Source organism: Streptomyces sp. CGMCC 4.7035 (genome assembly GCF_031583065.1).
Taxonomy (GTDB): domain Bacteria; phylum Actinomycetota; class Actinomycetes; order Streptomycetales; family Streptomycetaceae; genus Streptomyces; species Streptomyces yaanensis.
In genome coordinates this window covers 7313296-7326903 of the sequence record NZ_CP134053.1, presented here as the reverse complement: position 1 = coordinate 7326903, position 13608 = coordinate 7313296, and the positions used below count along the sequence as shown (strand labels likewise).

Here is a 13608-nt window from a genome sequence, read left to right as displayed (position 1 = left end):
TCGGGTCCGTGGCGGCGGACCGCAGGGAGCGGGGGGCGGACGCACGCTACTCGCGAGTACGGGGTGGCGCGAGCCTTTCGCCAAACTGAGCGGTCGGTATGCGCTTACCTTCACCAACCTGTGTCGTTACCCGCGGTCACATCAGGCCTCCCGTCACCTCACGTCACCGTCCACTTCTGGTTGTCGCCGCCGTTGCAGGACCACAGGACGAGGTTCGTGCCGTTGGACGTGGCCGCGCCGTACGCGTCCAGACACAGGCCCGCGTTGACGTTGGTGATCGTGCCGTCGGCGTTGACGTTCCACTTCTGGTTGGCCTGGCCGTTGCAGTCCCAGATGACGACCTTCGTGCCATTGGCCGTACCGAGGTTGTAGGCGTCCAGGCACTTGTTGCCGTACACCACGAGTTCCTTGCGGGAGGTGTACGTCCAGGACTGGTTCTGGCCGCCGTTGCAGTCCCAGAGTTCCGCCTGGGTGCCGTTGGTGATCGTGTTGTTGTAGATGTCGGCGCAGCGGCCGGACTGTTTGCCGACGAGGAGGCTGCCGCCCGCGCCCGGCAACGGGCGGACCGTGATGTCAGCGAGGGTGGGGGCGCCGGTGAAGGCGAGCGTGTTCGCCGAGCCCTTGGACAGGGCGACCTGGACGGAGACGGTGCCCTGCGAGGAGCCCGTCGGCGGGAAGGAGACCGTCGTCGCCGTCTGGCCGTTGACCTTGAGGGTCGCCGTGCGGGCCGTGGAGGCCGTGTTGGTGTAGGCGACGTCGACGACCTTCAGGCCGGTGGTCCCGGCCACCACGCCGGTGAAGCTCGACGTACCGGTGTACGTGCTGCTCGCCGCCTCGGTGCCCCCGGTGACCGTGAGCATCACCGACCCGCCGGCCGGGACGTTGGCGGTGTAGCCCGTGCCGTACGTGCCGACGGTCGTCCGCGACCACAGGTCACGGACGGTCGCGTTGGCGCCGGTCAGGCCCAGGTCGGACCAGCGCACGGTGATGTTCTGCGTGGAGGAGGTGCGGTTGAGCAGGACGACCGCCCGGTTGCCGGTGCCGGACAGCACCTTGCCGTACACCTGGAGCCCGGTGGTGTCCTCGGCGACCTTGACGCCCTGGAGCCCGCGCGCGTCCTGGTCGACGGCGATGACCTCGGGGTTGGTGAGGATGCCCGCGGTCTCGGACGTCATCGTCGTCAGGTCGTTGCCGGCCAGCAGCGGTGCACCGGAGATCGCCCACAGGGCCATGTGGGTACGGTTCTGCGCGGCGGTGAAACCGGACATCCCGACCATGAGCATGTCGGGGTCGTTGTAGTAGCCCGTGTGCTGGGCCGTGGGGTGCAGGGCCTGGTCGAAGTTCGACAGCATGTTCGTCTGCGACGGCGAGTTGCCGTAGTAGATGATGTCGGTGCTGGTCCGCCACATGGGGGCCTGGCCCGGAGCCCAGTTCCAGGGGTTCTGCTTGCCCCAGTTGCAGAGGGAGAGGGTGAGCGGGCGACCGGTGGTGGCGGTGGCCTTGGCGACGGCGTCACTGATGGACTGGTAGGTGGTGGCCGCGTCCAGCCCTTCCACGTCCCCACCGCACCAGTCGACCTTCACAAAGTCGAAGCCCCACTTCGAGAACTGGAGCATGTCCTGGTCGTAGTGGCCCTCGCTGCCGGTGTTGGGGGCGGCGGGACGGCCGGTCGGGAAGTAGTAACCGCAGCCGTTCTTGCCGGCGTCGGTGTAGATGCCGGCCTTGAGCCCCTTGCTGTGGATGTAGTCGGCGATGGCGCTCATACCGCCGGGCCACTCGGTCTCGTCGACGGTGAGGTTGCCCGCGCTGTCACGGGTGCCCTGCCACCAGCCCTCGTCGATGTTGACGTACTGGTATCCGGCGGCCGGAAGGCCCGCCGCGACGAACGCGTCGACCTGCTTCTTGATGACGCTGTAGTCGATCTTCGCGGCGAAGCTGTTCCAGGAGGCCCAGCCCATGGGGGCCGTGGGAACGGATATCTGGCGGGTCGTCGCGGCCTGGGCAGCTCCGGGCTGGACGAACAGGAGGGCGGCCGTCGCGGTCAGGGCGAGGGTGAGAGTGCGGATGGCTGCGGCTCTGCATCGCCGGAGGAGGCTGAGGCTGCGCGGGCGCGGTGGGGGTGGGGGAAACATGCGGCTCCTTGCTTGTGCGATATGTCGAACAAGGGTCGGTGAACCGAACGTGATGCGGCGCCGAAGGTAGAGCCGTGGGAGGGGGAAGTCAACGGGTGTGACAAGAGTGGGAGTTGACGGCTCGGGCCCGGTCCTCACGCGGGTGCGTGACGGCCCGGGCCCGGGTGGCGTTCGGGGTTTTACCGGCCCTGGTCGGCTCCGGCGAGGGTGGCGAGGAAGGCCGACCATGCCTGGGCGGAGAAGAGGAGGGCGGGGCCGGTGGGGGTTTTGCTGTCGCGGACGGGGATGTGGTGGGGGAAGGCGGTGTCGTTCACTTCGAGGCATTCGCCGCTGCTGCCGCCGCTGTACGTGGACTTACGCCACGCCGTGTACGTGGTGGGGTCGGTGACCTCCAGGCAGTCGCCGCTGTCACCGCCGCTGTACGTGGACTTGCGCCAAGAGCTCAGAACTGAGGCGTCAGGAATGCTGTGCTCGTTGCGCTTCATGCTCGTACTCCTCCGCGACTGACTTGAACAGCGCCAGGGACTCCCGGTGCGACAGTGCGTCGCCCAAAGCGTGATCGTAGGCCACCTGGCAATCGCGAACCACGGACGGGAGTTCCCAGATCCGGCCTGACTTCAAGCCTTCCACGTAAGCGATGGGCGGGAGGTCCTCGAACCACATGAGCGAGACGAAGCCCTCCAGTAGGGCGTGGTAGCCGACCGAGAAAGGAAGGACGTGCACGCGGATGCGGTGACTTTCTCCCAGGTTCACGATGTGACGGAGCTGTTCGCACATCACGGCTGGACTGCCGATGGGGCGCCGCAGTACCGCCTCATCGAATAGCGCCCACACCACCGGGGAATGGGAATTGTCGAGGATGCGGGCGCGTTCCAGGCGCGTGGCGAGAAGGTTGTCACGTTCCTCGGTGCTCTTGGGTGAGGAACCGGAGCTGAGTACCTCGCGTGCGTACGCAGGGGTCTGTAGGATCCCCGGCACCAACTTGGGGGCGTACACCCGAATTTCCGTGGCCTTGTCCTCGAACTCCAGTGCCCCCTTGAAGTGTTCCGCCACCTTCCGCCCGTCCAGTACGGGCAGGAACCGCTCGAAGAACTCGCCGCTCCCCAGCACGTGATCCAGCCGCCGTGCATCCTCCACATCCGGCCTCCTCCGCCCGGCCTCGATGTGGGCGATGTGCGTGCGCGACATCACGACACGTTGGCTCAGCTCCTCCTGCGTGAGCCCGGCCGCCTCCCGCCTCCGCTTAAGCTCCTGCCCGTACTGCTCCCGCGTACGCGGGTTGTCCTCGATAGCCACGCCGGCCAACCACCCCTCGTGCGGACCCCTTTGTCACGCTCAGCTATCTTCCGAGCGTAGCGGCGGTGGCGTCACTCTGTGCATGCATCAGCACAGAAAGTGAAGGGCGTTGCGGTGGAAGACAAGGAAGACGGCCTCATCGGCGCGTACATCACGCTGCGGGTCTCGCGGGACAGCGGGCGGACCTGGGGCCCGAAGGTGACGTACCTGCCCTCGCGCAAGGACGCGCCTATCGACCTGGCGGGGCGGTTTCCGCCGTGCCGGTGTCACCGGTGCCGGGAGAAGAAATGACGAGCGGGCGTCGGTAGCGGACGCCGGGGCGGCCGACGAGGGTGATGTCCTCGACGTGGGTGAACCCGTTGCGTTCGAGGACGGTCCGGGACGCCACGTTGTCACACGTGGTGACCGCGATGAGAGTCGTGAGCCCGTACGTCGCGGCGGCCACCCGGCACACCTCCGCCACCGCGGCCGTCGCCACGCCCCGGCCCGCGGCCCGTTCGCCGACGCGGTAGCCGAGCTCGGCGGATCCGTCCTCGACGTCGACGAGGTTGATCCGGCCGATCAGTTCTCCCCGCTCGTCCAGGACGACATGGAAGTGGCACACGCCGGCGTCCTGCTCGGCGAGCCGGGCCCGGTGGATGGCGGCGAACTGGGCGAAGTACGCGTCCCCGCGATCGGATATGGAGCGTGCGAAGTACTCCCGGTTCTCCCGCTCGAAGGCCAGCAGGACATCCGCGTGGTCGGCCCGGAGCCGCTCCAGCTTCACCATGCGCCACAGGATAGGGGCGGCTCAGTCCTTGAGAACCGGAAATTGGCGCGGGGCCACGAACAGCAGGACGAGGAACGCCAGCGCCGCCGCGCACGAAGCGCCCATGTACACCGCGTGCACCGCGTCCGCGACCGCCCGGCGCGTCGCCTCCGGGGCGGTGCCCGTGTCCAGGTCCCGTGCGACCGAGTCCAGGTCGCCCGCGCCGCCCAGGCGTGCGGCCAGTACGCCGTTGGCGATCGCGCCGAAGACGGACGCGCCGATGGTCTGGCCGGTCTGGCGGCAGAAGAGGACGGACGCGGTCGTCGTACCGCGTTCCGCCCAGCCCACCGTCGACTGCACGCCGACGATGAGTGGAAGCTGGAAGAGGCCCAACGCGCCGCCCAGCAACCCCATCAGCAGGGCCGGCTGCCACGCCTCGCCCGGGTACGGCAGGAACGGGAACGCCAGCAGGATCAGCGCCGCCGCGCCGATGCCGAGCATGGCCGTGTCACGGAAGCCGATCCGGCGGTAGACGTGCTGGCTGAGCGCCGCCGACACCGGCCAGCTCAACGTCCATACGGAGAGGACGAATCCGGCGGCGACGGGGGCCAGTCCGAGGACCGACTGCGCGTACGTGGGAAGGAAGACCGTCGGCGCCACCATCAGCAGGCCCAGCGCGCCGAGCGCGAGGTTGACCGCGGCGATCGTACGGCGGCGCCATACCCACCCGGGGATGATCGGCTCCGCTGCCCGGCGCTCGACCGCCACCACGACCGCGACCAGCGCGAGTCCCGTACCGAACAGGGCGAGTGAGGGCGCCGACAGCCAGGGCCAGGCGACCCCGCCCTGCACCAGGGCGGTGAGCAGGACGCCGCCGCACGCGAACACCGCCAGCGCGCCTGCCCAGTCGATGCGCGGGCGGGGGCTGATGGGGTCGCGGTCGGGTTCGTGGAGGTGGCGGACGACCAGCCACAGGGCGATGGCGCCGATCGGCAGATTGACCAGGAAGATCCAGCGCCAGTCGGCGTAGGCCGCGAGGACGCCGCCCAGGGCCGGGCCCGCGACCGCCGACACCGCCCACACCGTGGACAGCTTGGACTGGATCTTCGGGCGTTCTTCGAGGGGGTAGAGGTCGGCGGCGAGCGTCTGGACCGTGCCCTGGAGGGCGCCGCCGCCCAGGCCCTGCACGATGCGGAAGGCGATCAGCGCGCCCATGTTCCAGGCGAGGGCGCACAGGAGGGAGCCGAGCAGGAAGACGGACGCGCCCGCGATCAGCACCGGCTTGCGGCCGAAGGTGTCGGAGAGCTTGCCGTAGACGGGGAGGGTGACCGTGACGGCCAGCAGATAGCCGGAGAAGAGCCAGGAGAAGACGGAGAAGCCGCCGAGGTCGCCGACGATCTGCGGGATCGCCGTGGAGACGATGGTGGAGTCGAGTGCCGCCAGCGCCATCGAGAGCATCAGGGCGGCGACGACCGCGCCCCGCCTGCGGGTTCCGGTGCGCTGTACGGCGTCGCGTATCGCGGGTCTGGTGTCGCCCACCTGGTTTCCTTCCCCTGGGGCTCGCTTGTGCTCGCTGCCGTCCGACAGTTTCCCACTGCATCTATCGTCCGCAGGTGCCGTACGCGCTTACACGCCTTTCGTCTTGACCCTTACGCGACGGCAGGGTGGACAACTGAGTGGGCCACAGGGTGGAGCCGACCCCGAGAAGGCGTCCACCCGACGGTGGACATCCCCTAGGGGTATCTCCGTACCAGGGCTCGGGGAGGGTTCGTACCGGCGGAGGAGGAGATGGGGCGGGGTTAGTCCTTAACCTGGCTTTACGCCGCTGGGGGGCGGTTCACCAAACCGTCGAGGTGGGGTTTTCCCCCGGTGCAAGACGGGGTCCGGCACCAGCGCGCCGGGGCCGGTCCGGCACCAGACTCTTCGACGTACGAAGCGACCGAGCACCGATCGACGCAGCGCGGTACCACGCGCTTCATCCGCCGACCGATAGCCGACCGATATAGGAGACTTACCGTGACAACGGCTGTGACCATTCCCAAGCACGGGGGCAGTGGAGGGCGTACGGCCGTTGCCGCGCGGGCGCGGCAGGTCGTCAAGGCGTACGGGGCCGGGGAGACCCGCGTCGTCGCGCTCGACGAGGTCGACGTGGACATCGCCCGGGGGCAGTTCACCGCGATCATGGGCCCCTCGGGGTCCGGCAAGTCCACCCTGATGCACTGCCTCGCCGGGCTCGACACCGTGACGAGCGGTCAGATCTACCTGGACGAGACCGAGATCACCGGCCTGAAGGACAAGAAGCTCACGCAGTTGCGCCGGGACCGGATCGGCTTCATCTTCCAGGCGTTCAACCTGCTGCCGACGCTGAACGCGATCGAGAACATCACGCTGCCCATGGACATCGCCGGCCGTAAGCCGGACAAGGAGTGGCTGGACCGGGTCGTGGAGACCGTCGGCCTGGCCGGGCGGCTCAAGCACCGGCCCACCCAGCTCTCCGGCGGCCAGCAGCAGCGCGTCGCCGTGGCCCGCGCCCTGGCCGCCCGCCCCGAGATCATCTTCGGTGACGAGCCGACCGGAAACCTCGACTCGCGCGCGGGTGCCGAGGTACTGGGCTTCCTGCGCCGCTCGGTGGACGACCTGGGCCAGACCATCGTGATGGTCACGCACGACCCGGTCGCCGCCTCGTACGCGGACCGCGTGCTGTACCTCGCCGACGGCCGCATCGTCGACGAGATGCACCAGCCGACGGCGGATCAGGTGCTTGACCGCATGAAGGACTTCGACGCACGGGGGCGTACGTCATGACCGTCCTGAAAACCTCGCTGCGCAACTTCTTCGCGCACAAGGGCCGTATGGCGCTGTCCGCGATCGCGGTGCTGCTGTCGGTGGCGTTCGTGTGCGGCACCCTGGTGTTCACCGACACGATGAACACGACCTTCGACAAGCTGTTCGCGGCCACCTCGACCGATGTGACGGTGAGCGCGAAGGGCGCTTCCGACACCGGTGAGACGACCTCCGACAACGGCAAGCCGCCCGTCATGCCCGCCTCCGTGCTCGACGAGGTGCGTAAGACGCAGGGCGTGAAGTCGGCCGAGGGGACCGTGTTCTCCACCACGGTGACCGTCGTCGACGCCGAGAAGAACAACCTGTCGCCCAAGAGCGGCGCGCCGACCATCGTCGGAAGCTGGAACGGCAACGACGCCCGCACCATGAAGGTCACCTCCGGTGCGGCGCCGAAGGGCTCCGACCAGGTCATGGTCGACGCCGACACCGCCGACAAGCACGACCTGAAGCTCGGTGACGAGATCGGCGTGATCAGCGCGGTCGGCACGCACACCGCGAAGATCTCCGGCATCGCCACCTTCACCGTCACCAACCCCGGTGCCGCGATCTTCTACCTGGACACGAAGACGGCGCAGGAGACCCTCGTCGGGAAGACCGGCGTCTACACGAACGTCAACGTCATCGCGGCTTCCGGCGTCAGTGACGCGCAGCTGAAGAAGAACGTGGTCGCGGAGATCGGCGGCGGCTACAAGGTGCAGACCGCCAAGGAGACCGCCGACGCCAACCAGAAGGACGTCGAGGGCTTCCTCAGCGTGATGAAGTACGCGATGCTCGGCTTCGCCGGGGTCGCCTTCCTCGTCGGCATCTTCCTGATCATCAACACCTTCTCGATGCTGGTCGCCCAGCGGACGCGGGAGATCGGCCTGATGCGGGCGATCGGCTCCTCCCGCCGGCAGGTCAACCGGTCCGTGCTGACCGAGGCGCTGCTGCTCGGCGTCTTCGGGTCCGTGCTGGGCGTCGGCGCGGGCGTCGGTATCGCGGTCGGCCTGATGAAATTCATGGGCTCGATCGGCATGCACCTGTCGACCGACGACCTCACGGTCGCGTGGACGACGCCGGTGGCCGGGCTCGCGCTCGGTGTCGTGGTCACCGTCCTGGCCGCCTACCTGCCCGCCCGGCGCGCCGGCAAGATCTCCCCGATGGCCGCGCTGCGCGACGCGGGTGCCCCCTCCGACGCGAAGGCGGGCCGGATTCGGGCCCTGGTCGGCCTGCTGCTCACCGGCGCCGGCGTCGGCAGCCTGTTCGCGGCCGCCGCGGCGGACAAGGCGACGGACGGCTCGCTCTGGCTCGGTCTGGGCGTGGTCCTCTCCCTGATCGGCTTCGTGGTCATCGGCCCGCTGCTCGCCGGCGGTCTGGTCCGTGTGCTCGGCGCGGTCCTGCTGCGGGTCTTCGGCCCGGTCGGCCGCATGGCCGAGCGCAACGCGCTGCGCAACCCGCGCCGCACCGGTGCCACGGGCGCGGCCCTGATGATCGGCCTGGCGCTGGTCGCGTGCCTGTCGGTGGTCGGCTCGTCCATGGTGGCCTCCGCCACCGACCAGCTGGACAAGACCGTCGGCACGGACTTCATCATCCAGAGCGACAGCGGCCAGAAGGTCACGCCGCAGGCGGTCCAGGCCGTGAAGTCGACGCCGGGGCTGGCGCGGGTGACCGAGTACCGGCACGCCCAGGCCGCCTTCACCACGCCCGACGGCCAGACGCCGCTCAAGGACGCCGCGATCACGGCGGCCGACCCGACGTACGCGACGGACCTGCGTACCGAGACGGTCGCCGGGAAGCTCGCGGACGCCTATCTGCCCGACTCGATGTCCGTCCACGAGGAGTTCGCCAAGGACCACGGCATCCACCTGGGATCCAAGGTCACGGTGGACTTCCATGACGGTACGACGGCGAAGCTGACGGTCCGCGCGATCACCAGCAGCGACGTCGTCATCGACCAGGGCGCGATGTACACCTCCATCGCCACGCTCGCCAAGTACGTCCCGGCCGACAAGATGCCGCTGGACCAGCTGGTGTTCGCCAGCGCCAAGGACGGCCAGGAGGCGACCGCGTACAAGGCGCTGAAGTCGGCGCTGCACGACTACCCGCAGTACACCGTCCGCGACCAGACCGACTACAAGCAGGCGCTGAAGGACCAGATCGGCCAGCTGCTGAACATGATCTACGGCCTGCTGGCCCTGGCGATCATCGTCGCGATCCTCGGTGTGGTGAACACCCTGGCCCTGTCGGTGGTGGAGCGGACCCGGGAGATCGGCCTGATGCGCGCGATCGGTCTGTCGCGGCGGCAGCTGCGCCGGATGATCCGCCTGGAGTCCGTGGTGATCGCCCTCTTCGGCGCCCTGCTGGGGCTGGGCCTCGGGATGGGCTGGGGCGCGACCGCCCAGAAGCTGCTGGCTCTCCAGGGGCTGAACATCCTGGAGATCCCGTGGGGCACGATCACCGCGGTGTTCATCGGGTCGGCGTTCGTGGGTCTGTTCGCGGCACTGGTCCCGGCGTTCCGGGCGGGCCGGATGAACGTACTGAACGCGATCGCGACGGAGTAGCCGCCGGCGGGGAGCACGGGGGAACGGGGAAACGGGGGAACGGGGGAACGGCCCGGCGTCGGGGAGCAGAGCTCTTCGACGCCGGGCCGCGGTATATCCAGCCCGTCTGGGGGTCCCCCTGCTCGAAGAGCTTGGGGGAGTTTGAGGACGAGGCCGTCAAGGCCGACAGCGGGGGTCTGGGGGCGGCAGCCCCCAGGGACGGTGGGGGTCCCCCCTGCTCGAGCGAAGCCGAGAGCTTGGGGGAGGGTAGGGGCGGCGAGGGCGAAACCCCTGCACGCCCCCGGAGGGAGCGCGCGACGTTGTCCACAGCCCCGGCGCCGACGAACCCGGCGTCGTACGCTGGACACCCCCGGCCCCTGAAACCTCGCGGCCGGGTGTTCGTGTTGCCCACCCGGGACGGGATACCCCTTCATGAGCCTGCACGGTCTGCTCGACGCCGTCGTCAAGGACACCGCACTCGCGGAAGCGGTGAAGGCCGCGACCGACGGCAACCGGATGCACGTCGACCTGGTCGGCCCCCCGGCGGCGCGCCCCTTCGCCGTGGCCGCGCTGGCCCGGGACGCCGGCAGGCCCGTACTCGCCGTGACGGCGACGGGACGGGAGGCCGAGGACCTGGCCGCCGCGCTGCGCTCCCTGCTGCCGTCCGACAGCGTCGTGGACTACCCGTCGTGGGAGACCCTTCCGCACGAGCGGCTCAGCCCCCGCAGCGACACCGTCGGCCGCCGCCTCGCCGTGCTGCGCAGGCTCGCCCATCCCAGCCCGGACGACCCCGAGACCGGCCCGGTCTCCGTCGTCGTGGCGCCCATCCGCTCGGTCCTCCAGCCGCAGGTCAAGGGCCTCGGCGACCTGGAGCCGGTCGCCCTGCGCACCGGCCGGCAGGCCGATCTGAACGAGGTCGTGGAGGCCCTGGCCGCCGCCGCGTACTCCCGTGTGGAGTTGGTCGAGAAGCGCGGCGAGTTCGCCGTGCGCGGCGGCATCCTGGACGTCTTCCCGCCCACCGAGGAACACCCCCTGCGCATCGAGTTCTGGGGCGACGACGTCGAGGAGATCCGGTACTTCAAGGTCGCCGACCAGCGCTCGCTCGAAGTCGCCGAGCACGGCCTGTGGGCAGCCCCGTGCCGTGAGCTGCTGCTCACCGACGACGTACGCGCGCGTGCGCGTGCCCTCGCCGAGGAGCACCCCGAGCTGGGCGAACTGCTCGGCAAGATCGCCGAGGGCATCGCGGTGGAGGGCATGGAGTCCCTCGCCCCGGTGCTCGTCGACGACATGGAGCTGCTGATCGACGTCCTGCCCAAGGGCTCCATGGCCGTCGTGTGCGACCCGGAGCGCGTCCGCACGCGTGCCGCGGACCTGGTGGCCACGTCACAGGAGTTCCTCCAGGCGTCCTGGGCGGCCACGGCGGGCGGCGGCGAGGCGCCGATCGACGTCGGCGCGGCCTCGCTGTGGTCCATCGCGGACGTCCGGGAGCGGGCCCGCGAGCTGGACATGATGTGGTGGTCGGTGTCGCCGTTCGCGGCGGACCTGGACGCCCTGGAGACCCTGGACGGGGACACCCTCAAGCTCGGCATGCACGCCCCGGAGACCTACCGCGGCGACACCGCCAAGGCGCTCGCCGACACCAAGGGCTGGCTCGCCGACGGCTGGCGCGCGGTGTTCGTGACGGAGGCCCACGGCCCCGCCTCCCGCACGGTCGAGGTGCTGGGCGGCGAGGGCATCGCGGCCCGCCTCGACGCCGACCTCGGGGCGCTGTCCCCGTCGGTCGTGCACGTGGCGTGCGGCTCGATCGAGTACGGCTTCGTGGACCCGGCCCTCAGACTCGCCGTCCTGACGGAGACCGACCTCTCCGGCCAGAAGGCGGCCGGCCGCGACGGCACCCGTATGCCGGCCCGCCGCCGCAAGACGATCGACCCGCTGACCCTGGAGTCCGGCGACTACATCGTCCACGAGCAGCACGGCGTGGGCCGCTACATCGAGATGGTGCAGCGCACCGTCCAGGGCGCGACCCGCGAGTACCTGGTCGTGGAGTACGCCCCGGCCAAGCGCGGCCAGCCCGGCGACCGCCTCTACATCCCCACGGACCAGCTGGAGCAGATCACCAAGTACGTCGGCGGCGAGGCCCCGACGCTGCACCGCCTGGGCGGCGCCGACTGGACGAAGACCAAGGCGCGCGCGAAGAAGGCGGTCAAGGAGATCGCCGCCGACCTGATCAAGCTGTACAGCGCGCGGATGGCGGCGCCCGGCCACGCCTTCGGCGCGGACACGCCGTGGCAGCGTGAGCTGGAGGACGCGTTCCCGTACGCGGAGACCCCCGACCAGCTCACCACGATCGCCGAGGTCAAGGAGGACATGGAGAAGACGGTCCCGATGGACCGCCTGATCTGCGGCGACGTGGGCTACGGCAAGACGGAGATCGCGGTCAGGGCCGCCTTCAAGGCGGTCCAGGACGGCAAGCAGGTCGCGGTCCTCGTACCCACCACGCTGCTGGTGCAGCAGCACTTCGGCACGTTCAGCGAGCGCTACTCCCAGTTCCCGGTGAGCGTGAAGGCACTGTCCCGCTTCCAGACGGACACGGAGGCCAAGGCGGTCCTGGAGGGTCTTCGGGAGGGCGCGGTGGACATCGTCATCGGCACGCACCGCCTGTTCTCGTCGGAGACGAAGTTCAAGGACCTGGGCCTGGTCATCGTCGACGAGGAGCAGCGCTTCGGCGTCGAGCACAAGGAACAGCTGAAGAAGCTGCGCGCGAACGTCGACGTGCTGACGATGTCCGCGACCCCGATCCCGCGCACCCTGGAGATGGCGGTGACGGGCATCCGCGAGATGTCCACGATCACCACCCCGCCCGAGGAGCGCCACCCGGTCCTGACGTTCGTCGGGCCGTACGAGGAGAAGCAGATCGGCGCGGCGATCCGCAGGGAGCTGCTGAGGGAAGGCCAGGTCTTCTACATCCACAACCGGGTGGAGTCGATCGACCGGGCCGCGGCGCGCCTGCGCGAGATCGTCCCCGAGGCGCGCATCGCCACGGCCCACGGCCAGATGTCGGAGCAGACGCTGGAGCAGGTGGTCGTGGACTTCTGGGAGAAGAAGTACGACGTCCTGGTCTCCACGACGATCGTCGAGTCGGGCATCGACATCTCGAACGCGAACACGCTGATCGTGGAGCGCGGCGACAACTTCGGTCTCTCCCAGCTGCACCAGCTCCGCGGCCGCGTGGGCCGTGGCCGCGAGCGGGGTTACGCGTACTTCCTGTACCCGCCGGAGAAGCCGCTCACGGAGACGGCCCACGAGCGCCTGGCGACCATCGCCCAGCACACGGAGATGGGCGCGGGCATGTACGTGGCGATGAAGGACCTGGAGATCCGCGGCGCGGGCAACCTGCTCGGCGGCGAACAGTCCGGCCACATCGCGGGCGTGGGCTTCGACCTGTACGTACGGATGGTCGGCGAGGCGGTCGCGGACTACCGCGCGTCCCTGGAGGGCGGCGTGGAGGAGGAGCCGCCGCTGGAGGTCAAGATCGAACTCCCGGTCGACGCGCACGTCCCGCACGACTACGCGCCGGGCGAGCGACTGCGCCTCCAGGCCTACCGCGCGATCGCCTCCGTCAACACGGAGGAGGACATCAAGTCCGTACGCGAGGAACTCGTCGACCGCTACGGCAAGCTCCCGGAGCCGGTGGAGAACCTGCTGCTGGTGGCGGGCCTGCGGATGCTGGCACGCGCGTGCGGCGTCGGCGAGATCGTCCTCCAGGGCAACAACATCCGCTTCGCCCCGGTGGAACTCCGTGAATCCCAGGAGCTGCGGCTCAAGCGGCTGTACCCGGGGACGGTCATCAAGCCGGCGGTGCACCAGGTACTGGTGCCGCGCCCCAAGACCGCGAAGGTGGGCGGAAAGCCGTTGGTCGGGCGGGAACTGCTGGGCTGGGTCGGGGAGTTCCTTACGTCGATCCTGGGTTCGTAGGGCGCAGGCCGCCGGGCGGACGCGCCCATCGGCGACCACCCCACGTGCCGCAGCCGGGCGGCGTACCGCTTGCTGGGCTCGCAGGCGCGTCCGC

General features: G+C 69.7%; 8 protein-coding genes. 3 read left to right on the top strand and 5 right to left on the bottom strand.

The genetic code is table 11. The annotated features are described in order from the left end of the window. Positions 1–158: 158 nt before the first annotated feature. From Q2K21_RS32150 to Q2K21_RS32130, 5 genes are all read right to left on the bottom strand, one after another. Positions 159–2132: a ricin-type beta-trefoil lectin domain protein gene (locus tag Q2K21_RS32150; RefSeq protein ID WP_310778412.1), complete on the bottom strand. Its 1974-nt coding sequence runs from the start codon at positions 2130–2132 to the stop codon at positions 159–161. Between the two features lie 179 nt (positions 2133–2311). After that, entirely contained in the window at positions 2312–2617 is a 306-nt protein-coding gene (locus Q2K21_RS32145) for a DUF397 domain-containing protein (protein ID WP_310778409.1), read from the bottom strand. Continuing rightward, positions 2589–3428 carry a helix-turn-helix domain-containing protein gene (locus Q2K21_RS32140; RefSeq protein ID WP_310778406.1) on the bottom strand — a complete coding sequence of 280 codons (840 nt, stop codon included), beginning with the start codon at positions 3426–3428 and terminating at the stop codon, positions 2589–2591. Before Q2K21_RS32140 ends, Q2K21_RS32145 begins: the two co-directional genes overlap by 29 nt. 229 nt (positions 3429–3657) lie before the next feature. Then, complete coding sequence (locus Q2K21_RS32135) at positions 3658–4197, bottom strand: GNAT family N-acetyltransferase (protein WP_310778404.1); 540 nt, start codon at positions 4195–4197, stop codon at positions 3658–3660. A gap of 21 nt (positions 4198–4218) precedes the next feature. Beyond that, the gene (locus tag Q2K21_RS32130) at positions 4219–5715 is read right to left on the bottom strand and encodes an MFS transporter (RefSeq protein WP_310778400.1); all 1497 of its coding nucleotides are present in this window, start codon (positions 5713–5715) and stop codon (positions 4219–4221) included. Positions 5716–6192: 477 nt separating this feature from the next. Between Q2K21_RS32130 and Q2K21_RS32125 the strand changes: the two genes are divergently transcribed. From Q2K21_RS32125 to mfd, 3 genes are all read left to right on the top strand, one after another. Next, positions 6193–6981, top strand: coding sequence for an ABC transporter ATP-binding protein (locus Q2K21_RS32125; RefSeq protein WP_310778397.1), 789 nt, complete (start codon positions 6193–6195; stop codon positions 6979–6981). After that, on the top strand, positions 6978–9560 hold the full coding sequence (locus Q2K21_RS32120) for an ABC transporter permease (protein WP_310778393.1): 2583 nt from the start codon (positions 6978–6980) through the stop codon (positions 9558–9560). Before Q2K21_RS32125 ends, Q2K21_RS32120 begins: the two co-directional genes overlap by 4 nt. 411 nt (positions 9561–9971) lie before the next feature. Further along, positions 9972–13514 carry a transcription-repair coupling factor gene (gene mfd / locus Q2K21_RS32115; RefSeq protein ID WP_310778390.1) on the top strand — a complete coding sequence of 1181 codons (3543 nt, stop codon included), beginning with the start codon at positions 9972–9974 and terminating at the stop codon, positions 13512–13514. The last annotated feature ends 94 nt before the right edge of the window (positions 13515–13608 follow it).